The sequence below is a fragment of the Chromobacterium piscinae genome (assembly GCF_021129175.1).
Taxonomy (GTDB): Bacteria; Pseudomonadota; Gammaproteobacteria; order Burkholderiales; family Chromobacteriaceae; genus Chromobacterium; species Chromobacterium piscinae.
Window position 1 is genome coordinate 71,133 of sequence record NZ_JAJOHV010000020.1, and the last position, 22,945, is coordinate 94,077.

A 22,945-nucleotide genomic window follows, 5' to 3' on the forward strand; every position below is an offset into this window, starting at 1 on the left:
CCGATTCCACTGAGGCAGCCCGGATTGCCAGAACCGGAGCAATCGTATGCCCCTCCCCCATCATCGTTGGTCTTCAGGCGCAGGCCTGTCGGTCTTGGCCTTTAATGCGATGCCGGCGCACAATACGGTCAGCCCCGTCAGCATGCCGCCAAAGCCTGTCGCGAAAGCGACATAATCGAGCGTCCCCGTCGTTAGGACTGTATGGACGGCGCCCCAGATGAATGTGGGAATGCCGCTGCCGGCCAGAGCCATGCCGGCGATCCGGAACGGGCAATAGCTGACGCCATCATTCTCGGTCAGGCAGTCCTTGAGGCATTTCGTCAGGATAGTCTGCGGCATCGCACGGCCTCTTTGCTGAGGTGTCTTCGGCGCAGGCGGCGCACTCGTCGAATCAGGAACGAGTCGTCATGACGGCCGTGAAATTCGACGCGCCGCTTGGCCCGATGCGCAGAAGTTGGGATGGCTCATTGGGTCGGGCGCTGGCCAACTAGTGTAGAATGGAAGAATACCAATCATTAGCAATCAGGGCTGGCTTGAAAGTTGTTGGATTTTTTCTGGAAATCGCAAGCCGGACTGATGTAAACAACTGAAAATAAATAGGCTTCATAAAGAAAATGGCTATTCAGATCAAAGACGCGCAGGATATCGAGAAAATGCGCATCGCCGGCCGCCTGGCGTCGGAAGTTTTGGACTTCATCACCCCGCACATCAAGCCCGGCATCACCACCGAGGCCATCGACAAGCTGTGCCACGACTACATGGTCAATGAGCAGGGCACCATCCCCGCCCCGCTGAACTACGCGCCGGATGGCCACAATCCTTACCCCAAGTCGGTATGCACTTCGGTCAACCACGTGATCTGCCACGGCATCCCCAATGACAAGCCGTTGAAGAACGGCGACATCATGAATCTGGACATCACCGTGATCAAGGATGGCTATCACGGCGATACCAGCCGCATGTTCTTCGTCGGCGACGTCAGCCCGCACGCCAAGCGCCTGAGCAAGATCACCTACGAAGCCATGTGGAAAGGCATCGAGAAAGTAAAGCCGGGCGCCACGCTGGGCGACATCGGTTACGCGGTGCAGAGCTACGCCGAAAGCGCCGGCTACAGCGTGGTGCAGGAATTCTGCGGCCACGGCATCGGCAAGAAATTCCACGAGGAGCCGCAGATTCTGCACTACGGCCGCCCGGACACCGGACTGGAAATCGAAGCCGGCATGATCTTCACCATCGAGCCGATGATCAACCAGGGCAAGCGCCACCTGCGCATGCTGGCCGATGGCTGGACCGTGGTCACCAAGGACCGCAGCCTGTCCGCCCAGTGGGAGCACACGGTGCTGGTCACCGAAACCGGCTACGAAATCCTCACCCAGTCCGCCGGTACCCCGGCCAAGCCCAGCTTCAAGTAATCGCAGAAGGCCGCCCGCTCCCGCGGCGGCCCTTTCCCGCCATGCTGCCAGATGTCCTCCCCGCCGATTCCGGCTCCCATTCGCTGATACAGGCGCAGTCCGATGCCCAGGCGGTGCTGACCTGGCTGGCCGAGCATGCCGATCGTCCCGCCACCTTGGCGGCCTACCGCAAGGAAGCTGAGCGCCTGCTGCTGTGGCTGGCCCCTCGCCGGCAGACGCTGGCCCAGGTCAAGCGCGAGGATGTGCTGGACTACCGCCGTTTCCTCGCCTCGCCCCATCCGGCCGAACAGTGGCTGGGGCCGGCGCGGCCGCGCAGCCATCCCGACTGGAAACCGTTCAGCAAGCCGCTGTCTCCCGCCAGCGTCGAGCACAGCCTGACGGTGCTGGGCGCCTTGTTCGCCTATCTCAACGACGCCGGCTACCTGAACGGCAACCCGTTCAAATTATTGCGCCGGCGCGGCACCAGAAAAGCCTCGCAGGAAATCGAACGCTTCCTCGACACCGATTGCTGGGGCCACCTTCAATCCACACTGAACAATCTGCCGCGCGATACCGATAGGGAGATCCGCCATGCCGAACGCGCGCTGTGGCTGTTCACCTTGCTCTACCTGACCGGCGCGCGCCGCGGCGAGGTTGCCGCCGCCCGCGCCGGGGATCTGGTCCGCCGCAACGGCAACTGGTGGTGGCATGTGGTCGGCAAGGGCGGTGTTTCGGCGCGCATTCCGCTATCGGACGAGCTGATGGATGCCTTCGCCCGTTACCGGCTGAGTTTGGGGCTCCCACCGCAACCTGCTGCGAATGAGGACACGCCGCTCATTTGCCGCGTCGGAAGCAAAGGCCTGGCGAATCCGCTTTCTGACAAGGCGATCTATCTGGTCTGCAAGGAAGTGTTCGGCCGGGCGCAAGCCAGCGCGCCCAACGATGAAGTCCGCGCCAAGCTGCGCGCGGCCAGCACCCACTGGCTGCGGCATACCGCCGCCAGCCACCAGCTGGAAGCCGGCGTGCCTTTGCTGCTGGTCAGCCAGAACCTGCGCCACGCCAGCATCCAGACCACGCGCCGCTACCTGCACAGCGAGGAAGACGCACGCCACGAGGCCAGCCGCCTGCACAAGCTCAAACGCGATGCCTGAGCGTTTCGCCCTTCCCTTTCCGCGCCATTCCGCGTACCATCGCGCCTCTTTTATTTTCAAGGAGATGCTGAATGACTGATCAAACTGCCGCCCGCGCCTGCGGCATAGACTTTGGCACCTCCAACTCCACCGTGGGCTGGCTGCGTCCTGGCCATGACACCCTGCTGCAGCTGGAAGACGGCAAGATCACGCTGCCTTCGGTGGTGTTCTTCAATTACGAGGAAGACCATTCCCGTTTCGGCCGCGCCGCGCTGGCCGAATATATAGACGGCTTTGAAGGCCGGCTGATGCGCTCGCTGAAGAGCCTGCTGGGCTCCAGCCTGATCGACAGCCAAACCGAAGTCCAGGGCAAGGCGCTGCCGTTCCGCCATCTGCTGAAGCTGTTCATCCAGGAGCTGAAGCTGCGCGCCGAAGCCACCGCCGGCCGCGAGTTCGAGCAAGTGGTGCTGGGCCGCCCGGTTTACTTTGTCGACGACAACCCGCAAGCCGACAAGCTGGCGCAGGACACGCTGGCCGATATCGCCCGCCAGGTAGGCTTCAAGGAAATTTCCTTCCAGCTGGAGCCGATCGCCGCGGCGTTCGACTACGAATCCAATATCGAAAAAGAAGAGCTGGTGCTGATCGTCGACATCGGCGGCGGCACCTCGGACTTCACGCTGATCCGCCTGTCGCCGGAGCGCCGCAGCCATGCCGAGCGCCGCGACGACATTCTGGCCACCGGCGGCGTGCACATCGGCGGCACCGATTTCGACCGCCAGCTGAGCCTGCACGGCGTGATGCCTTTGTTCGGCTTCAAGACCCGCCTGCGCAACAACGCCGAGATGCCGTCCAGCCAGTACTTCAACCTGGCCACCTGGCACACCATCAACTTCGCCTACACCCGCAAGGCCTGGATGGATCTGCAGGATGTGCACCGCGATGCCGCCGAGCCGCAAAAGCTGGATCGCCTGTTCAAGCTGATCCAGGAACGCGCCGGCCATTGGCTGGCGATGGAAGTGGAAGCGGCCAAGATCGCGCTGTCCGACCAGGACAGCCACCGCCTAGCGCTGGACACCATCGAGCGCGGCTTGCGCTGCGATCTCAGCCGCGCCGATTTCGAGACCAGCATCGGCTCGCTGCTGGATCGCGTCGGCGGCACCGTCGGCAAGCTGCTGGCCGATTCCGGGCTAAAGGCTGAAAACGTCGACACCGTGTTCTTCACCGGCGGCTCCAGCGGCGTACCGGCGTTGCGCGACGGCATCCGCGCACTGCTGCCCAATGCCCGCCACGTGGAAGGCAATCTATTCGGCAGCATTGGCAGCGGCCTGGCCATCGAGGCGAAGAAGCGTTACGGCTGAGCCTCCGGGCTGGCAAAAAACGCCGCGTATCATCGCGGCGTTTTTTTATTGGGACGAAGAATCAGAAGTCCCGCTGCGGCACCAGCACCGTGCGGTTGCCGTTGCTCTCCATCGGGCTGACGATGCCGGCGGCCTCCATCTCCTCGATCAGACGCGCGGCGCGGTTGTAGCCGATGCGCAGATGGCGCTGCACGCCGGAAATGGATGGCTTGCGGGTGCGCAGCACGATCTCCACCGCCTCGTCGTACAGGGGATCGGTTTCCGTCGCCGCCTGAGCCTTGGCGGTGGCATCCGCCGAGGCATCATCCGCCTCGCTCTCCCCAGTCAGCAGGCCTTCCACGTAATCCGGCTCGCCGTATTGTTTCAGATGCTCCACCACCGCATGAACCTCGTCATCGGTGACGAAGGCGCCGTGCACCCGTTGCGGATAGCCGGTGCCCGGCGGCAGGTACAGCATGTCGCCCTGGCCAAGCAGGCTTTCCGCGCCCATCTGGTCCAGAATGGTGCGGCTGTCTATCTTGCTGGACACCTGGAAGGCGATCCGGGTCGGGATGTTAGCCTTGATCAGGCCGGTGATCACGTCCACCGACGGCCGCTGCGTGGCCAGGATCAGGTGGATGCCGGCGGCGCGCGCCTTCTGCGCCAGACGGGCGATCAACTCCTCGATCTTCTTGCCCGCCACCATCATCAGGTCGGCGAACTCGTCCACCACCACCACGATGAACGGCAGCTTGTCCAAGGGCTCGGGCGTTTCCGGCGTCAGGCTGAACGGATTGGCGATGCGCTGGCCGCGCTCGGCGGCCTCGCGCACCTTCTGGTTGTAGCCGGCCAGGTTGCGCACGCCCAGCGCGCTCATCAAGCGATAGCGCTTCTCCATCTCGCCCACGCACCAGTTCAGCGCGTTGGCGGCCAGCTTCATGTCGGTGACCACCGGCGCCAGCAAGTGCGGAATGTCGTTGTAAACCGACAATTCCAGCATCTTGGGGTCGATCATGATGAAGCGGACTTCTTCCGGCGTCGCCTTGTACAGCAGCGACAGGATCATCGCATTGACGCCCACCGACTTGCCTGAGCCGGTGGTGCCGGCCACCAGCAGGTGCGGCGCCTTGGCCAGGTCGGTCACCACCGGCTCGCCGGTAATGTCCTTGCCCAGCGCCATCGTCAGCCGCGACGCGGAATGCTGGAACACGTCGGCGGAGAAGATCTCCGACAGCCGTATCATCTGCCGCTTGGGATTGGGCAGCTCCAGGCCCATGCAGGTTTTGCCCGGAATGGTCTCCACCACGCGGATGGAGGCCAGGCCCAGCGCGCGCGACAGATCCTTCATCAGGTTCACCACCTGGTTGCCGCGCACGCCCACCGCCGGCTCCACCTCGTAGCGGGTAATCACCGGGCCGGCGTAAGCATCCACCACGCTGACCTTGACCTTGAACTCGGCGCACTTCTCCTCGATCACGATGCCGCGCTCGATCAGTTCGTCCTGATTGCACGCTTCTTGCGCCGCATCGGCCGGGTTCAACAGGTTCAGGCCGGGCAACATGGAGTCGTCGTAGCCATGGCGCTCCAGGGCGTCCTCCGCTGGCGCGAACTCAGGCTCGGGCAAGGCGGCAGGCACTGTTGCAACGGCCGCAGCGGCCGGCTGCGCCGCCGGCTTCTCCTCCACCAATATCCAGGGCATGGGATTGCTTGCCAACTGCGCCGCGGTGGCGGCCAGGGACGGTGCTGCCGGCTCAGGCAACACGGTCTGTTGCACGATGGCGGGTGCCTCATCCACTTGCTGCACCAGCACTTCGCGCGTCTGCGGCCAGCGCCATGGCGTGCGCAAGGCGGGAGAAGCGTCGGCGATAGCCTCTTCTGCGTGTCCGTCGGCCGCACCTTGCGCGTCTGCCGCCGCGGGCTCAGGCGCGTGCTCGGCAACCGCTGGCTCGAACGGAATAGATGCAGGCGCAGCAGGCTCAGGACTTGCCGCCAACTGCGGCGGCGAATGATTGGCTTCCTGCGCTGGGGCTTCCACTTCGCCGATTTCCGGCCAGGACTGCGGCTCCAACGCTTCGGCGTCTACAGGGGGAAATTCCGTCGCGGCCGGCTCCGGCGCCGTCACGGGCTGAATCGGCGGTTCTTGGACGTGAACGTCCGCCATTGGGGCGGGAACAGGTTCCGCCACGACAGGCTTGCTGGCCTGAGTTGGTTCAGGCTTGCGCAGCGGCTCCAGAATCACCAACGGCTTCTCCGGCTCCGGCTTGGCTTCGGGCTTTCCGCGCGGAATGGCCACCAGTTCCACCCGCGGCAGCGGCGCGGCAGGCGACGGGCTGCGGCGATGCGCATGAAGACTGGCCACCGCGGCGCGCACTTCGCCGCTACCGATCAGCGGCAGCGCGTCTTCGCCGCGCTCGCCCGGCTCGACTCCGCGGACGCGCCGGCGGCGGAGGTAGTCCTTCTGCATATTGCTTTGCATCTCGGACAGGCCGATCACCGGCAAGTCGTCCGCTTCCGACAGCTGCTGCGGATGGCGGTTTTTGCGGCGGTACTCGCGTGACAATTCCAGCACCGGCAACTCGGCCGGCGGCTCCTGGCTGGCCGTCGGGGCGCGCTTGGGCAGCACGATGGTTTCGCGCGGAGGCTGGTCTTCGGCTACAGACGCAGCCCGCCTAGCCTGCCGATCCTGGGGCGAGATGCGAACGGGCTGGGCCCGTTCCTCCCGGCGCGGGGCCTCTTCCCGTCGGGCAGTCGGCAAAGGCTCCGCGTCTGGCCGATCATCAGCCTGGACTGCGAGCGGCGCTTCCTGCCCGGCCTCCTCCGCCCGCGGCGGCTGCTCGGCGAAGTAGTCGGGTTCGTAGCGCTCGCTGCGACCCTCCACGCCCAGCAAGCCATCCAGCTTGCGCATCAGTTGCGGCATTTTGCCGCTTTTCACCAGCCAGCCGGCCGCGGCCAGCGCTGACAGCAATAGTACGACGACAACCCACACGGTCGAGAACCCCGAAATTTAGCTGCCCGCGGCGGGCGCGGGCGTGTTTTTCATGGCAGCGCGCTGGACTGAGTCAAGCGTCAAACTGTCTGTCACTTTAAGATCTGATTGTAACTGTTTTGTGCGCTCGCATCACAACCAATGCCAGATCAAAGCCTGGGCGGCCAGCGCGAACAGCGCGGCGATCACATCGTCCACCATCACGCCGAAGCCGCCGCCCACGCGCTGGTCAAACCAACGTATCGGCCAGGGTTTGACGATGTCGAACAGGCGGAACAGCGCGAAGGCCAGAGTCCATCCGGCCCAGCCTGCCGGCGCGAAGGCCAGTACCATCAGCATGCCCACCACCTCGTCCCAGACGATGCCGCCGTAGTCATGCACGCCCAACGCCCTGCCGGTGATGCCGCATGTGTAGACTCCGACCAGGAACAAGGGGAGGCACAGCGCCATCAATGCCCAGCCGTTGACGCCAAGGGCGAGCAAGGGAAAGAAGATGGGATACGCGACCAAGGTGCCCCAAGTGCCCGGCGCTTTTTTCATCAGCCCGCTGCCGAAACCGAAAGACAGCAGATGAACGGGATTGCTCAGCAAAAAACGCCAGTTGGGCGTGATTTTCGGTGTGTCAGCCAAAGTGGTCATAACCTTTCTTGTCCAGCTCCACAGTCCGCCCGGCCGCATCCAGCAATCTGGCGCCCCGCCCTTCCTGCACGCGGCCGATGCGGGTGACGCGGCAGACGCCCGCCACCGCCTCGATGGCGGCGCGGCGCGCCTGCGGCGCCGTGAAAACCAGTTCGTAATCGTCCCCGCCGGCCGCCAGGCAGGCGAGGTATTCCTCGCGGCGGGCTTCCAGCGCGGGATGGGACGGCAAGGCGTCGGCCCACACTTCGCCCGCCACCCCGGATGCGGCCAGAATGTGGCCGAGGTCGGCCAGCAGTCCGTCCGACACGTCGGCGGCGGCATGCGCCAGCGGCAGCAGCGCGGCACCCAGCGCCAGCCTCGGCTCCGGGCATTCCAGTTTGTGCGTCGCGGCGGCCAGCAGTTCCATATCGTTTACATTCAGCCAGCCCAGCCGATGGCGCACCGCCAGCGCGCCCAGGCCCAATTCGCCGGACACCCAGATGTCGTCGCCCGGCTTGGCGCCGTCGCGGCGCAAGGCCTGGCCAGCCGGCGTCTCGCCCATGATGGTCACCGACAGCGTCAGCGGCCCGCCGGTGGTGTCGCCGCCAATCAGCTCCACGCCGTGGGCATCCGCCAGCGCGAAGAAACCTGCGGCGAATTCCGCCACCCAGGCTTCGTCGGCGCGCGGCAGCGCGATGGAAAGCAACGCCCAGCGCGGCCGGGCACCCATCGCCGCCATGTCGGAAAGGTTGACCGCCAGCGTCTTATGGCCCAGCGCGCGCGGCGACACGTCGGCGAAGAAGTGGCGCCCTTCCACCAGCATGTCCGCCGACAGGTGCAGCTCATGGCCCGGCGTCGGCCGGACGATGGCGGCGTCGTCGCCGACGCCCAGCACCGCGGATGGCGTGGGCCGCTTGAAATAACGGCCGATCAGTTCGAATTCGTTCATGGCACCTCACGCAAAAACACCCGCCGGCGGCGGGTGTCGTCGACAGCGGCACGCCTATAGGCGCGCCCGACTCAGTCCTGCTTGCGGCGCTGCTTCTGCGCCAGCACTTCGTCGCCGCGCACTTCGGCGGCCAGCTTGTCCAGCACGCCGTTGACGAATTTGTGGCCATCGGTGCCGCCGAAAGTCTTGGTGATTTCGATGGCTTCGTTGATGATCACCGGATACGGGGTTTCCGGGCTTTGCGTCAGTTCCAGCGCGGCCATCAGCAGCACGGCGCGCTCCACCGGGCTGACTTCGTCCTCGGCGCGCTCGTAATAGCGGCCGACCTGAACGGACAGCAGTTCCACATCTTTCAGCACGCCGTACAGGATGCTGCGGAACAGAGCCTCGTCGGCCTTGGCGAAGTATTCGTTCTCGCGCAGGTGTTTTTCAATCAGCGAAGCCGGACGGTCCGGATTCAGTTCCCATTCGTAAATGCCTTGCACGGCAAATTCGCGGGCGCGGCGGCGGGCGGTTTTCATGGTGGCGATTCCTTGAAAGAGCAAGGGAAGCGGCGCGATGGCCCGCTTCCCGTTGGACGGCTTGGCGGCGGATAACTCAGCCGCGCAGCGTCTTGTGCAGATTGGCCATCTCGACCGCGACGCGGGCGGCGTCGCCGCCCTTTTCCTTCATGCGGACTTCCGCCTGCTCGTCGTTTTCGGTGGTCAGGATGGCGTTGGCTACCGGAATGTCGAAATCCAGGCCGACGCGGGTGACGCCGGCGCCGGATTCGTTGGATACCAGCTCGAAATGATAGGTTTCGCCGCGGATCACCGCGCCCAGGGCCACCAGCGCGTCGAAACGACGGCTCTTGGCCATGGTCTGCAGAACCAGCGGAACCTCCAGCGCGCCCGGCACTGTGGCCAGGACGATGTCACCGGCGGCGACGCCCAGCTTCTCCAGCTCGGCGAGACAAGCGTCGCGCAGGCCATGGCATACCGGCGTGTTGAAACGCGCCATGACGATGCCGATTTTCAGGCCCTTGCCGGAAAAATTGGGTTCAATACACTGGATTGCATCAAGCATGTTGGGTCCTCGCGGCGAAAACACTAAGGAAAGCCGGCAATTGTAACGCAATCGCCGCGATTAGGCCACGCCAGGGCCGTTGCCGGCATCCACGTGGAAGTGGCCCGGCTGGCAGAATCCGGTAACTTCCAGCTCGAAGCCGGCCATCGACGGCAGGCTGACCGGACTGGACATCAGCTTCATCTTGCCGACGCCCAGCGCCTTCAGCATTTGCGCGCCGACGCCGAAGGTCTTGCTGTCCCACTTCTGCCGCGGCGGCTCCTGGTCAAGCGCCCGTTGCGCCAGATCGGCGCCGGTTTCGTCGCGGTACAAGAGCACCATCACGCCGCAGCCTTCCTCTTCCATGGTTTCCAGCGCATTGGGCAGTGTCCAGGAATGATGGCTGCACAGCGGCGCCAGCATGTCGATCACCGACAGCGGCTCATGCACCCGCACCAGGATTTCCTTGTCCGGATGGATTTTTCCCTTGCTCAGCGCCAGGTGGGTGGCCGAGGTGGTGATGTCGCGGAACACGTGGAGGTCAAAGCTGCCGAACGGCGTCTCCACCGGGCGCTCGCCCACTTTTTCCACCAGGGATTCGGTGCGGCTGCGGTACTGGATCAGGTCGGAGATGGTGCCGATCTTCAAATCGTGGATTTTGGCGAATTCGAGCAGCTCCGGCAGGCGCGCCATGGTGCCGTCGTCATTCATGATCTCGCAGATCACGCCGGCAGGCTCCACGCCCGCCAGCATGGCCAGATCACAGCCAGCCTCGGTATGGCCTGCGCGGATCAGCACGCCGCCGTTCTGGGCTTTCAGCGGAAACACGTGGCCGGGTTGCACCAGATCGCTGGCCTTGGCCAGCCGTGCCACCGCGGTTTTGATGGTGTGGGCGCGGTCGGCGGCGGAAATGCCGGTGGTCACGCCCTCGGCAGCCTCCACCGACACAGTGAAATTGGTGCCGAAGCTGGTGCCGTTGTTGGTCGCCATCATCGGCAGATTCAGCAGCTTGCAGCGCTCCTCGGACAGGGTCAGGCAGATCAGGCCGCGGCCGTGCTTGGCCATGAAGTTGATCGCCTCCGGCGTGACGAACTCGGCCGCCATTACCAGATCGCCTTCGTTCTCGCGGTCCTCGGCGTCCATCAGCACCACCATCTTGCCGGCCTTGATGTCGGCGATGATGTCTTGAATCGGGGATATGCTCATTGCTCTATTCCTTTGTCGGTACGCCCGTTCTACGCGGGCAGCAGGTCCAGCGCCCGGTATTCGCCGAGCTCCGCGGTTTCGCCGTCGCGCAGCGCCAGCGGCTTGTTGAACAAGGGGCCGTCCACTACCAGAGTATGGAACTCGCCCGCTTCGCCGCAGGGGTCCACGCCCTCGGCTAGCATGTCTTCTATCAGCTGCCGGTTGAAAGTCCGGCCCAGCCACTTTTCGTCCACCAGCGCAGTATTGACCATCACGATGCGGGCGACGAATCCGGCATCGACGAATTCGCGCACCAGATCGGCGCGGTTTTGCCCCCACAAGGGCAGGATAGCCTCCAGGCCCGTGTCGGCGCAGACGCCGTCCTCCCACTCGCGGTGCGCGTCCAGATCGATATCGCCGAACACCGCCGCCTGGACGCCGTCTGCCGCCGCGTCGCGCAGCTGCCCGACGAAGACCTCGCGGTAGTCATTCCAGCTCGCACGCCCTAGCCGCTGCGGCAGACCCATCGCTTGCGCCTGCTGCGCCAGCACTTCGGGCCGCACGCCGTGCGAACGGGAGCGGTCGCCCGCCTCATCCAGCATGGTCAGCAGCGCCAGCGGCTTGGCGCCGGCTTGAACGGCGCGCCACAGCGCGAGGCAGCTGTCCTTGCCGCCGCTCCACGACGCCAGCACTGGCAGATCGCGCAAGATCACGCCTGGCCGCGCTGCGCCAGCACGCGCTCGACGGTGTCTACGATGGCCTGGGTCTGCGGATCGATTTCGATATTGATCTTGTCGCCAGGTTTGCGGCCGGCGATATTGGTCCGAACCAACGTTTCCGGAATCAGGTGCACGCAGAAGCGGCGGCCTTCCATCGCGCCGACGGTGAGGCTGATGCCGTCTATGCCGATATAGCCCTTGGTGAACACGTATTTTTCCAGGCCGGCAGGAAGTTCGAACCAGACAGTATGGTTGTTCGGGGATTCTATGACGTCGACCACCGATGCGAGGCCCATCACGTGGCCCGACATCGCGTGGCCGCCGATGTCGTCGCCGAACTTGGCCGCTCTCTCCACATTCACGCCGTCACCGGTCTTGAGCGCACCCAGATTGGTGACGCGCAGCGTCTCCTGCATCAGGTCGAAATGAACCAAGTCGCCGTCGACCCGGGTGACGGTGAGGCAACAGCCGTTGTGGGCGACAGAGGCGCCAAGCTGCAGGCCGGGCAACATTTCCTGGGGCAGGCGGACGATATGGGTGCGGAAATCCTGCTTTTCTTCGATGGCGACCACTTCGGCCACGCCCTGGACGATACCGGTGAACACGGCAAGCCTCCTTGGTTTGAATTGTCGTTTGGACGATATTGTAGCCGAATGATCGTTTTCCAATCCGCTGGCGTCATAAAAAAACCGGCCAGAAGCCGGTTTCAGGATATTTGGAGCGAGCAGTCAGAAGCGCCACGACAGGCTGGTGCGGATGGAGCGGCCCATGCCTTGAATGCCCTCCGTCAGATAAGGGTTGTAACTTCTATTGAACAGATTGTCTACCGCCACACGCGCCTCCAGATGCTTGAAAGCGCCGCTCTGCGGCTGCCACGCAGCGAATAGATTGATCAGAACATATCCTTTGCTGGGCGGCATGGAATAGGCGGTGCGCGTTCCCTCGAAATACGGTATCCGGTCCTGGGTGCGGACGAATTTGCCCTGCCCGCCGAATGTCAGCCCCAGCCGAGCCACGCGGTAACCGGTGGTCAGGACGGCTTTGCGCGGCGGAATGTCCACCACCGGCTCTGAATTGCCCCATGGATCGCGAAGGCTGTTGCGATGGTCGCCGCTGGTCGCGGAGAGCGCCGCAGACGCGAACCAGCCGCGCAGCTGGTAATCCAGCGTCAGGTCATAGCCATGGATCTCATAGCCGCTCAAGTTACGGTAGAAGCCGGTGCCGGCGGGCGGCGTCTGGCCCGGCGAGTCGCCGGTATTGCCATTTCCGAGGCGCATGTAGATGTTGTCGCGCACCAACTGCCGGTACGCGAGAAGAGACATGCTCAGCTTGTCGCCGGCCGACAATACGCCGCTGCGTTCGAAATCCAGGCCATAGTAAAACCCGCGCAACTTCTCCTGCTTCAGATACCGGCTGGTGCCGGACAAATTAGATAGAGGGGTTTGCGCGGCATACACTTCGTCCACTGTCGGCGCGCGCCAGGTATCGACATAGCTGAAGCTGGCATTCCAGCCGGGCGAGAAGCGCCAGGCGATGGCCAGGCGCGGCGACCAGCCGGTGAAGCTCACAGGGCGATAATCGTGGCCGGCGCTGGCGACGTTATAGATGGGCGCGAGATTGGGCTTGCCGTACAAGGCTACCTGGTCGTAACGCAACGAGGGTGTGATTTTCCAGTCAGGCAAAGGCTTCCACTCATGGATCAGGTAAGCCGAACGCATGGTTTCCTCGCCGCGGTTGCCGCCATAGGCGTTTATCCAGCCGTAGTTGTAGTCCGGGTCTTTGGCCTTGGTGGCCAGGAATGACCGCGGGTCCCAGTCCTGCTTGCTCCAGGACAGGCCCGTTGTGAGGCTATTGGAATCGCCCAGCTTGGCAACGTTGCGGATATCCAGCGAACGGCTGTTCTGGGTCACCCAGCTCTCATGGCCATAGGATGAGCGGTAGTCCACCTTCCAGGCGGACTCCGGCCGCTTGTCGTGCTGATAGCGGCGGGATTGCGCATAATTGACGCTGAGATCCAGCCAGGAGTTGTCGGGACTGGCGTAGCGCCATTCGCCATTGAGCGAATCAATCTTCTGATCCCGCATCACGGTTTTTCTCAGCCAGGCCTCCGCCTCGCCATAGCGCTTGATGTCAGAGCTGGAGGGCGCTTCGACCTGCCCGCTGCGCGCCGCCCAAGGCGTGCGCATGTCCGACTCCTGCCTGACCACGCCTAGTCGGAACTGATGGCCGGCCCAGGGGCGGAACGCCAGCTTCAACATGCCGGCTTTCTGCTCGCCGCCCGAAAACAGATAAGTGAGGTCATCGCCGGTCTTGCCGTCGCCCGAGCGGGATTGGGATATGTAGCCGAGGATGTCCGCCGAGTGTTCGCTGCCGCCAGCGTAAGCGGCTACGCTCTTGCTGATCTGACCGCCATTGCTCTGGCGGCCGATCTTGGCGAAGCCGCCGACTGACTCGCCCGGCATCAACAGCTCATCCACCGACTTGGTTTCCGCCCGGATCACGGCGCCGAAGCCGCCATTGCCGTACAGGGCCGACTGCGCGCCCTTGATCACTTCCACTTTGCCCAGCAATTCCGGTTCTATGAAGCTGGTGCCTTGCTGGTATTTCGAGAACACCTGGTTGGCGCCGTCCAGCTGGACTTGCACCTGCTCCACCGTGCGATAGCCCCAGACATTGATCACCTGTCCGCCGGGGCGCGGCGAGCCGCCGGCGTTCACGCCGGGCAAGACGTCCAGCACTTCGGCCAGCGAGCGCGCCTGGGGTCTCGCGATCTCCTCCGCGCCCAGCTTGTCTACCCCCGGCTGCTTCTGTATGGCGGTGGATTGAACCTTGATGGTTTGCAGCTGCTGATCCTCGGCTGCCACCGAAAAATGGACCAGGCTCAGTGCCAGCGCGGAAAGGCAAAACGGAAAGGCCGCTGCTTGCGCGCGGCCGTTTTTTGGTTGTTGTTGCATCATGGAACTATTTATTATTGATAATCATTATCAATTGTAACATGGAATATCCTGAAACCCGTAACTCCGGTAAAATGCTCGGCTTTATTGAATTTCAAGCAAGCCATCCATGTCCGCCGATCTCGCCCGCATCGCAGAAGAAGTTTCGCACCGCCGCACCTTCGCCATCATCTCCCACCCCGACGCGGGCAAAACCACGCTGACGGAAAAGCTGCTGCTGTTCTCCGGCGCCATCCAGATGGCGGGCACGGTGAAAGGCAAGAAAGGCGGCAAATTCGCCACTTCGGACTGGATGGAAATCGAAAAGCAGCGCGGCATTTCCGTCGCCTCGTCGGTGATGCAGTTCGACTACCGCGACCACACCGTCAACCTGCTGGACACCCCCGGCCACCAGGATTTCTCCGAGGATACCTACCGCGTGCTCACCGCGGTCGACAGCGCGCTGATGGTGATCGACGCCGCCAAGGGCGTGGAAGAGCAAACCATCAAGCTGCTCAATGTCTGCCGCCTGCGCAGCACCCCTATCGTCACCTTCATGAACAAGTGCGACCGCGAAGTCCGCGACAGCCTGGAGCTGCTGGACGAAGTGGAAAACGTGCTGAAGATCCGCTGCTCGCCGATCACCTGGCCGATCGGCATGGGCAAGACCTTCCGCGGCGTGTACAGCCTGCTGAACGACGCGGTGATCCTGTTCGAAGCCGGCACGGAAAAGCTGGTTTCGGACATCGAAGTGATCCAGGGCATAGACAACCCGCGCCTGGATGAGCTGTTCCCGCTGGAAATGGAACAGCTGCGGATGGAGATCGAGCTGGTCAAGGGCGCGTCCAACGAGTGGAACCTGGAAGAATTCCTGGCTGGCGAGCTGACCCCAGTGTTCTTCGGCTCTGCCATCAACAACTTCGGCGTGCGCGAAATCCTGAATGCGCTGATCGACTGGGCTCCTGCCCCGCAGGAGCGCGACGCCACCGTGCGCAGCGTGGCGCCGACTGAAGGCAAGTTCTCCGGTTTCGTATTCAAGATCCAGGCCAATATGGATCCCAAGCACCGCGACCGCATCGCCTTCTTGCGCGTGTGCTCCGGCAAGTTCGAACGCGGCATGAAGATGAAGCACCTACGCTTGAATCGCGACATTTCCGCCTCCAGCGTGGTGACCTTCATGTCGCACGACCGCGAGATCGTGGAGGAGGCGTTTGCCGGCGACATCATCGGCGTGCCCAATCACGGCAACATCCAGATCGGCGACAGTTTCTCCGAAGGCGAGGAACTGTCTTTTACCGGCATCCCCTTCTTCGCGCCGGAACTGTTCCGTTCGGTGCGCATCAAAAACCCGTTGAAGCTGAAACAGCTGCAGAAAGGCCTGCAACAACTGGGCGAAGAAGGCGCGGTGCAAGTGTTCAAGCCGCATAGCGGCGGCGATCTGATCCTGGGCGCCGTGGGCGTGCTGCAGTTCGAGGTAGTGGCCAGCCGCCTGGCCGCCGAATACGGCGTCGACGCCATCTTCGAATCCGCCAGCATCTGGTCCGCCCGCTGGTTCAGCTGCGACGACCGCAAGAAGCTGGATGAATTCATCAAGACGCTGCAGATGAATATCGCGACGGACGCCGGCGGCAATCTCGCCTACCTCGCGCCCAACCGCGTCAATCTGCAGCTGACCCAGGAGCGCTGGCCGGACATCGTCTTCCACGAAACCCGCGAACACGCGGTGAAGCTGAACGACTGAGGAGTCCATGCACACCCTGCTCGACCTGATCGCCTTCCTGAGGGAGAACTACGCCCATGAGATCACCCGCTCGCTGCTGCTGGTCCTGACGCTGCTGATCATCCGCGTCGCAGTGGACCGGCTGCTAGCGGCCAACAGCGGCGTGCCGGTCGAGGAGCGCCGCCGCTGGTCGGTCAACACCCGCAACGGCCTGTTTCTCGCAGGCCTGGCAGGCATCGGCCTGATCTGGGCCAACGAGCTGCAGACGCTGGCCGTGTCGATGCTGGCCTTCGCCGCCGCGCTGATCCTGGCCACCAAGGAGTTGATCATGTGCCTGTCCGGCGGCGTGGTGCGGCAGATGTCCAACAGCTACGGCCTGGGCGATCATATCGAGTTGGGCGCGGTGCGCGGCCGGGTGGTGGACATCGGCCTCTTGTCCACCACCGTAATGGAGATCGGCCCCAATCACAGCTCGCACCAGATGACGGGCCGCGCCCTCACCTTTCCCAACAGCCTGCTGCTATCCACGCCAGTGATCCGGGAAAATTACATGGGCGAGTACGTGATGCACATCATCAACGTGCCGCTCGCCTACACCGTCCCGCCAGTCCAGGCCGAGCGCCTGCTGATGACGGCCGCCGAGGAGGCCTGCGACTGTCATGTGGATGTGGCCCGGCGCCATATGGAAGACATGGCCAAGCGCTACTTGGTGGACATCCCATCGGTGGAGCCGCGGATTTCCATTCAGCCGATCGATGAAAAACGCTATCAGTTGATCCTGCGCATCGCGATACCGGCCAGGGAAAGGCAACGTATCGAGCAAGCCATCCTGCATAAATTCATGTCGGACTGCTACCCCATCATTGAACAGCAATAAATAGAGCAAGAACTCCAAACATCGTATACAATTGCGCTATGCGAAGTCACTATCAGCCGGTGCTACATGAGTAAAACCAGAATCAAGACCTACGACCGCATCATTCAAGAAAGCCTTAAGCTGTTCAACGAACAAGGCGAGCGCAGCATCACCACCAACCACATCGCCGCGCATCTGGGCATCAGCCCGGGCAATCTCTACTATCACTTCCGCAACAAAGAAGAGATCGTCTACCAGATCTTCCTGATGTACCGCGAGTTCATCAATCAGCGCTTAGCGGTGCCGGAAGACCGCAAGATGACGGTGGACGATCTGGTCAACTATCTGGACACCGCCTTCCTGGCCATGTGGCAGTTCCGTTTCATGTTCTATGATCTTCCGGGTCTGCTGGCGCGCAATCCGCAGATGCAGTCCGAGTACCATCAGTTCGTGAATACCGAGCTGAAAAACATCCTGGGCGAACACTTCCGCGAATTCATCCGCCTGGGGCTGTTGCAAATGGACGAAGAGGACATTGAGGCGGTCAGCATCAACATCTGGCTGGTGGTGAAATTCTGGTTCGCCTTCGAGCAGACCTCGCGCCCGAAGGCGCCGATCACCGAAGAGTCAGGCCATCGCGGCGTGCTGCAGGTGTTAGCCTTGCTCAAGCCCTATGTGCAGCCGGAGTATCGCCATGCCTTCCACTCGCTGTACGAGCGGCACGGCGGCTAGTCGATTTTTCTCCCGCTCAAAACAGAAAGGCCACTGCAATGCAGTGGCCTTTTTGCTTCCCCAGGACTGGCTTACGCCGCCTCGGCAAGATTTTGCGTCAGATAACCGTGTAATTCGCCGCTGGCGAGCATCTTGCGCAGATGGCTGCCAGGCGCGTTTCCTACGTACTCCACCTGGCCAAGTTTGCAATGCGCAACCTTGGCTTCGGCGCATATTTCCATTTCGGCTTCCAGCGTCCACTGCGTGGGCTGTGGATCCGAACCGACGGGCTCCATCGATACCGTCAGATGATAACGGCCGTCGCGCGAATGCACATCCAGCAGGCCGAGCAGGCCCAGGTTGTTGCGGACATCGGCGTCGTCCGCGTCGAAAGCACCCGCAGAAATGGCCTGCGGAACCAACACTTCAGGAAAAGTCGCAGTCATGGCATCTACCCCGAGGGTTTCCCCTCAAAAAACGAATTATTGGATTTTTGTCATCGCGCGCCATCGAAACGGTTTGCGATCAGACATTCATTGATGTCTGGTCCAATCATGGAGATGTTTGCCGGACCGGACAATGCCGAAATGGGAAAAAACACGGAGCGGTGAAGAAACCTGTACTTTTGGACACTCAACCGGTGGCGGAGCCATCACAAACGCAAGGTGAAAATGATGAATAAATTTAGCATTCTGTTGAATGCTTTATTTGACTAAAGTCATGACATGATTTTTTCTCATCAAATAAAAAAGCCCCGGTCATACCGGGGCTCTCTAGCGTCCAATTCAGGTTGGAAGGCTGGCTTACATCACCTTGGCGATGGCGGCGGCGACATAGTCGACATTCTTGCTGTTCAACGCGGCCAGGCAGATGCGGCCGGTGGAGACCGCGTAAATGCCGAACTCCTCGCGCAACCGGTCCACTTGCGCGGCGCTCAGCCCGGTGTAGGAGAACATGCCGCGCTGGGCCGTGATGAAGGAGAAGTCTGCGGCGACGCCGTGCGCCTTGATAGCGTCCAACAACGCCAGCCGCATGCCACGGATGCGTTCGCGCATGCCGGCCAGTTCGTCTTCCCACTGTTGACGCAGCGCTGGGCTGGACAGCACTGCGGCGACGATGGCCGCGCCGTGGATCGGCGGATTGGAATAATTGGTGCGAATCACGCGCTTCAGTTGAGACAGCACGCGAACCGACTCATCCTTGCCGGCGGTGACGATGGACAGCGCGCCCACGCGCTCGCCATACAGCGAGAAGCTCTTGGAGAAAGAGCTGGCGACGAAGAACTGCAAGCCCGAGGCCGCGAACAGGCGCACAGCCAGCGCGTCGGCGTCGATGCCATCGGCAAAACCCTGGTAAGCCATATCCAGGAACGGCACCAGGCCGCGCTCGCGGCAAACCGACACCACCTCTTCCCATTGCGCTGCGGACAAGTCCGCGCCGGTGGGGTTGTGGCAGCAAGCGTGCAGCACGATGACGGAGCCTGCGTTCAAAGATGCCAGGTGCGCCTTCATCGCGGAGAAATCCACGCCGCGGCTGGCTGCATGGTAGTACGGGTAGTTTTCCACCTCGAAGCCGGCGGACTCGAACAGCGCGCGGTGGTTTTCCCAGGACGGATCGCTGATATAGACCTTGGATGCCGGATTCAGCCGCTTCAGGAAATCCGCGCCGATCTTCAGCGCGCCGGTGCCGCCCAGCGCCTGGGCGGTCACCACGCGGCCGGCGGCCAGCAACTCGCTGTCTTCGCCGAACAGCAGCTTCTGTACTGCGGAGTCGTATGCCACCGGGCCTTCGATGGGCTGGTAGCCTCGAGCCGGCAACGCCTCCAGACGCGCCTTCTCGGCGGCCTGCACCGCGCCCAGCAGCGGAATCTTGCCGTTGTCGTCGGAATAAACGCCCACGCCAAGATTGACCTTGGTGCTGCGGGTGTCAGCGTTGAACGCTTCATTGAGTCCGAGGATGGGGTCGCGCGGCGCCAGCTCCACGCCGGCGAAGATCGAAGAGGTCATACCAGGCTCCATTAGCTTTACAAATGAACCGGCCGGACGGCCGATCAAAAAAAATCCTGCTGCTGCTTGTTGCCTTCCGAAGGAAGGCTGTTCGCTGTCGAACATAGTCTAACATGTATCCACTGGCCTCACAGGCAGGATATTGCCGCCCGCCATCGACAAATCGGCCACGATGGCGTAATCAGAAACATGCAAGCCCCGCCAGGCGATTTTCTGCCCGTGCTTTTATTCTAAAACGGAGGCATCCATGAAAAAGGGAATCCTGCTGCTTTGGCCGTCTTTCATGATCGCCATGATTGCGACCGCCGTGTTTTTCTCGATCCTCGAGCCAGCCGAGCTCAAGCTTCACGGCAACCCTCTGTTCGCCGACAAGTTAAGCGCCTATTCGGTGTTCTTTCTGGTCAGCTGGGCGTTCGGCGCGCTCAATACTTCCATCGTGCTGCTGCTGGAGAAGAGCGCCAGGGATATCAACGGCTTCACTCCGCCGCCGGTGGTGGCGCCCGACGAAGATACGCCGCTCCCCTGATCCACTGAGCCGAAAAAAAAGCCGGACTGCGCGTCCGGCTTTTTTCGCCTCAGATAATTTTCAAACCCTTCAGCATCACATACAGGATCAGCAGCGGCGATACGTAGCGCAACACGAAGAACAACGGCTTCAACACTCGCTCATTATTCAGCGCGCCCTCATTGCTCAAGGCCGCGCGGAAGCGGTCGTAGCCCCACACCCAGGCAGTGAACAGACATAGGCAGATGCCTCCCAGCGGCATCAGCACGTTGGAGGTGACGAAGTCGAACAGGTCGAACATCGTCATGCCGAAGATCTTGAACTCGGCCGTCAGGCTATTGGACAGCGCGCAGGCGGAACCCACCAGCGCCAGCAGCAGCAGGTTGATCACCGTGGACTTGACGCGGCTGATGCCAAAACGCTCGCTCAGCACCGATACAGGCACCTCCAGGATGGACAGCATCGCGCCGGTTGCGGCGATGGCGGTCAGAACGAAGAACACCACCATGAAGAAATGCCCCAGCGGCATGCTTGCGAAGACCGCGGGAATCGTGATGAACAGCAGCGACGGACCGGCGGCCGGCTGGAAGCCGAAGGCGAACACCGCCGGGAAGATGGCGATGCCGGCCAGCAGCGACACGAACAGGTCGGCGCACATGACACGAAAGGTGGTCAGCGGAATGTTCTGATCATCGCGGAAATAACTGCCGTAGGTGATCATGGTGCCCATGCCGATGGATAGCTTGAAGAAAGCCAGGCCCATCGCAGTCAGCACCACGGCGGCGCTGATCTTGGAGAAATCAGGCGTGAACAGGAAGGCCAGGCCTTGGCTGGCGCCCGGCAGCATCAGACTGCGCGCGCCGATCACCACGAGCAGCACGAACAGCAGCGGCATCAATTTCTTGGTCACCGCCTCAATGCCCTTGGATACGCCCAGCAACAGGATGCCGCCGATCAGCGCCAGCACCAGCCACTGCCACAGCAAGGACTGCACCGGATCGGAAATCAATGCAGCGAAGGCGTCGGATGTCACTTTAGGGTCGCGCGACAGAATCTCGCCGCCGATGGCCTTGAAAATGTAGGCGAATACCCAGGCAGCCACCTCGGAATAGAAAGCCATGATCAGGAAGGCGGCGAGCACACCGAAGGCGCCCACCAGCCACCAAGGCTGCCCGGCCGGAGCCAGTTTGACCAGAGAGGTTACCGCGTCGCGCTTGGCTTTCCGGCCCAGCATGATTTCCGAAATCATTACCGGCAGCCCCACCACCAGGGTAGCCAGCACGTAAACCACCAGAAAACCCGCGCCGCCGTTGGTGCCGGTCAGATAGGGAAATTTCCAGATATTGCCCAAGCCAACCGCCGATCCCAACGTCGCTGCCAATACGCCAAAGCTGGAGGTAAAACCATCCCGCGCCTTGAGTTCTCCACCCGTTTCCGACTTGTTCTGACTCATTGTTCTGTTGAATCCCAATAAAACGAGCCCGCGCGGAGGTCCGGGCGGGCTCAATTGACCTTCATTGCTAAGGGCCAGGATTTTGAAGCCTAATGCTTATGGATGCAAAGCATTTCTGACAGTTATTTGATTAAGTTGTTAGTCAGCAGGCCCAGCCAATCGTAGCAAGCCTGCAACTGGCTGGCCTCGATGAATTCGTCCGGTCTGTGCGCCTGTTCTATCGATCCCGGCCCCAGCACCACGCAGGGCATCCCGGCCTCGCTGAACAAGCCCGCCTCCGTAGTGTAGGCGACCCCTTCCCCAGCGCAACGGCAAAGGCTGTGAACGTAGCGGCTGATGTCCGAATCGGGCTCCGCCTCGAACGCGGGGCTGTACACCACGCGCTCGATCTCTATCTCCGCTTCTTCGGCCACCGCTCGCATCTCATGCAGCAAAGTCGCCGCATAATCGGCCACCGAGGCGACTAGGCGCTGCGGATCATCTCCAGGCAGCCAGCGGCACTCGAACATGAACTCGCAGTCTGCCGGCACGATATTGCATGCCACTCCGCCGCGAATCAGCCCGGTTTGCATGGTGGTGAACGGCACATCATATAGGGGCTGGCGATGGCCGAACGAAGCCTCGGCATCCGCCAGTTTGCGAATATGGGTAATCAGCCGGGCTGCGTATTCAATGGCGTTGACGCCATGAGGCGTCAACGAGGAGTGGGCCGCCCTGCCTTTGACCCGGCAGCGGTAATGGGCGATTCCCTTGTGCGCCACCACCGGACGCATCGAAGTCGGCTCTCCGACCAGACATCCCGCCACCGTCACGCCCAGCGCGGCCAGATCGTCAATCAGCCTGCCCACGCCCAGGCAGCCCACCTCTTCGTCGTAGGACAGCGCGATGCCTATGCCCTGCCTCAGCGCGCCGGTCTTGGCCAGCTCGATAAAGTCCGGAACCCTGGCCAACACGCAGGCGATGAAGCCTTTCATATCGGCGCTGCCCCTGCCGTACAATCGCCCGTCGCCGCCATCGGTCAGCTCGAACGGAGGATAGGACCAGTCCTGCCCATCCACCGGCACCACATCGGTGTGGCCGGACAATACGATCAACGGCAAATCGTCGCCGCCGATGCGGCAAAACAGATTGGCCTTGCTGCCGTCGTCATTGTGGGTCAGCCTGCTGGCCAGGCCATGTCCGGCCAGGTAATGACGAACCCACTCTATCAATTGCAGGTTGGAGTTTCGGCTGGTGGTATCGAAGCCGATCAGCTCGGCCAGCAAGGCAGCGGGTGTGGTATTCATGGCGCTTGGCATAAGTAGGAAGCTGGTTGTCGAGTCTGCACCGCCTCCCATTTGCAATCAATAGTCACTGGCCATGCAGATGGCGATCCCTGCAACTGCCCGCCAAAAACTTATAA

General features: G+C 62.3%; 21 protein-coding genes. 7 read left to right on the plus strand and 14 right to left on the minus strand.

What is annotated here, in order from left to right; translation table 11 throughout:
• Positions 1 to 60 precede the first annotated feature (60 nt).
• Positions 61 to 339, minus strand: coding sequence for a hypothetical protein (locus LQR33_RS06390; RefSeq protein WP_166439132.1), 279 nt, complete (start codon positions 337 to 339; stop codon positions 61 to 63).
• 275 nt (positions 340 to 614) lie between these two features.
• On the opposite strand from LQR33_RS06390, the gene map reads away from it, so the two are divergent.
• The 3 genes from map (at position 615) to LQR33_RS06405 (ending at position 3,879) form a co-directional block, all read left to right on the plus strand.
• Positions 615 to 1,412, plus strand: coding sequence for a type I methionyl aminopeptidase (map, locus tag LQR33_RS06395; RefSeq protein ID WP_231468024.1), 798 nt, complete (start codon positions 615 to 617; stop codon positions 1,410 to 1,412).
• Between the two features lie 41 nt (positions 1,413 to 1,453).
• Positions 1,454 to 2,542, plus strand: coding sequence for a tyrosine-type recombinase/integrase (locus LQR33_RS06400; protein ID WP_166439134.1), 1,089 nt, complete (start codon positions 1,454 to 1,456; stop codon positions 2,540 to 2,542).
• Between the two features lie 71 nt (positions 2,543 to 2,613).
• Positions 2,614 to 3,879, plus strand: a complete 1,266-nt coding sequence (locus LQR33_RS06405) for an Hsp70 family protein (protein WP_221667133.1) — start codon at positions 2,614 to 2,616, stop codon at positions 3,877 to 3,879.
• A gap of 61 nt (positions 3,880 to 3,940) precedes the next feature.
• On the opposite strand, the gene LQR33_RS06410 is transcribed toward LQR33_RS06405, so the two are convergent.
• From LQR33_RS06410 to LQR33_RS06450, 9 genes are all read right to left on the minus strand, one after another.
• Complete coding sequence (locus tag LQR33_RS06410) at positions 3,941 to 6,844, minus strand: DNA translocase FtsK (RefSeq protein ID WP_231468026.1); 2,904 nt, start codon at positions 6,842 to 6,844, stop codon at positions 3,941 to 3,943.
• Positions 6,845 to 6,976: 132 nt separating this feature from the next.
• Complete coding sequence (locus LQR33_RS06415; protein ID WP_221664425.1) at positions 6,977 to 7,483, minus strand: phosphatidylglycerophosphatase A family protein; 507 nt, start codon at positions 7,481 to 7,483, stop codon at positions 6,977 to 6,979.
• Positions 7,467 to 8,411 (minus strand): thiamine-phosphate kinase, encoded by a 945-nt coding sequence (thiL, locus tag LQR33_RS06420; protein WP_231468027.1) that lies wholly within the window; start codon positions 8,409 to 8,411, stop codon positions 7,467 to 7,469. The genes LQR33_RS06415 and thiL overlap by 17 nt, the downstream gene beginning before the upstream one ends.
• Positions 8,412 to 8,482: 71 nt before the next feature.
• Positions 8,483 to 8,932, minus strand: a complete 450-nt coding sequence (gene nusB / locus LQR33_RS06425; RefSeq protein WP_021476205.1) for a transcription antitermination factor NusB — start codon at positions 8,930 to 8,932, stop codon at positions 8,483 to 8,485.
• Between the two features lie 76 nt (positions 8,933 to 9,008).
• Positions 9,009 to 9,476, minus strand: a complete 468-nt coding sequence (gene ribH / locus LQR33_RS06430) for a 6,7-dimethyl-8-ribityllumazine synthase (protein ID WP_231468028.1) — start codon at positions 9,474 to 9,476, stop codon at positions 9,009 to 9,011.
• A gap of 60 nt (positions 9,477 to 9,536) precedes the next feature.
• Positions 9,537 to 10,661, minus strand: a complete 1,125-nt coding sequence (ribBA, locus tag LQR33_RS06435) for a bifunctional 3,4-dihydroxy-2-butanone-4-phosphate synthase/GTP cyclohydrolase II (RefSeq protein WP_021476207.1) — start codon at positions 10,659 to 10,661, stop codon at positions 9,537 to 9,539.
• Positions 10,662 to 10,690: 29 nt separating this feature from the next.
• Positions 10,691 to 11,353, minus strand: coding sequence for a Dph6-related ATP pyrophosphatase (locus LQR33_RS06440; protein ID WP_231468029.1), 663 nt, complete (start codon positions 11,351 to 11,353; stop codon positions 10,691 to 10,693).
• Entirely contained in the window at positions 11,350 to 11,964 is a 615-nt protein-coding gene (locus tag LQR33_RS06445; protein WP_166439141.1) for a riboflavin synthase subunit alpha, read from the minus strand. Before LQR33_RS06445 ends, LQR33_RS06440 begins: the two co-directional genes overlap by 4 nt.
• A gap of 123 nt (positions 11,965 to 12,087) precedes the next feature.
• Complete coding sequence (locus LQR33_RS06450) at positions 12,088 to 14,316, minus strand: TonB-dependent receptor domain-containing protein (RefSeq protein ID WP_231468030.1); 2,229 nt, start codon at positions 14,314 to 14,316, stop codon at positions 12,088 to 12,090.
• A gap of 106 nt (positions 14,317 to 14,422) precedes the next feature.
• On the opposite strand from LQR33_RS06450, the gene LQR33_RS06455 reads away from it, so the two are divergent.
• The 3 genes from LQR33_RS06455 (at position 14,423) to LQR33_RS06465 (ending at position 17,600) form a co-directional block, all read left to right on the plus strand.
• Positions 14,423 to 16,033, plus strand: a complete 1,611-nt coding sequence (locus LQR33_RS06455) for a peptide chain release factor 3 (protein WP_166439144.1) — start codon at positions 14,423 to 14,425, stop codon at positions 16,031 to 16,033.
• A 7-nt stretch (positions 16,034 to 16,040) separates the two neighbouring features.
• Complete coding sequence (locus LQR33_RS06460; protein ID WP_166439145.1) at positions 16,041 to 16,889, plus strand: mechanosensitive ion channel domain-containing protein; 849 nt, start codon at positions 16,041 to 16,043, stop codon at positions 16,887 to 16,889.
• 66 nt (positions 16,890 to 16,955) lie between these two features.
• Positions 16,956 to 17,600, plus strand: a complete 645-nt coding sequence (locus LQR33_RS06465; protein ID WP_021476213.1) for a TetR/AcrR family transcriptional regulator — start codon at positions 16,956 to 16,958, stop codon at positions 17,598 to 17,600.
• A 71-nt stretch (positions 17,601 to 17,671) separates the two neighbouring features.
• On the opposite strand, the gene LQR33_RS06470 is transcribed toward LQR33_RS06465, so the two are convergent.
• Both LQR33_RS06470 and LQR33_RS06475 read right to left on the minus strand, forming a co-directional pair.
• A complete protein-coding gene (locus LQR33_RS06470) occupies positions 17,672 to 18,025 on the minus strand; it encodes a hypothetical protein (RefSeq protein WP_166439146.1) in 354 nt (117 codons plus the stop codon).
• A 357-nt stretch (positions 18,026 to 18,382) separates the two neighbouring features.
• On the minus strand, positions 18,383 to 19,585 hold the full coding sequence (locus LQR33_RS06475) for an amino acid aminotransferase (RefSeq protein WP_166439147.1): 1,203 nt from the start codon (positions 19,583 to 19,585) through the stop codon (positions 18,383 to 18,385).
• 247 nt (positions 19,586 to 19,832) lie between these two features.
• On the opposite strand from LQR33_RS06475, the gene LQR33_RS06480 reads away from it, so the two are divergent.
• Complete coding sequence (locus LQR33_RS06480; protein WP_231468031.1) at positions 19,833 to 20,111, plus strand: hypothetical protein; 279 nt, start codon at positions 19,833 to 19,835, stop codon at positions 20,109 to 20,111.
• Between the two features lie 49 nt (positions 20,112 to 20,160).
• On the opposite strand, the gene LQR33_RS06485 is transcribed toward LQR33_RS06480, so the two are convergent.
• Positions 20,161 to 21,543, minus strand: coding sequence for a sodium-dependent transporter (locus tag LQR33_RS06485; protein ID WP_166439148.1), 1,383 nt, complete (start codon positions 21,541 to 21,543; stop codon positions 20,161 to 20,163).
• Between the two features lie 122 nt (positions 21,544 to 21,665).
• Positions 21,666 to 22,829, minus strand: coding sequence for an acetylornithine deacetylase (argE, locus tag LQR33_RS06490; protein WP_166439149.1), 1,164 nt, complete (start codon positions 22,827 to 22,829; stop codon positions 21,666 to 21,668).
• Between the last annotated feature and the right edge of the window lie 116 nt (positions 22,830 to 22,945).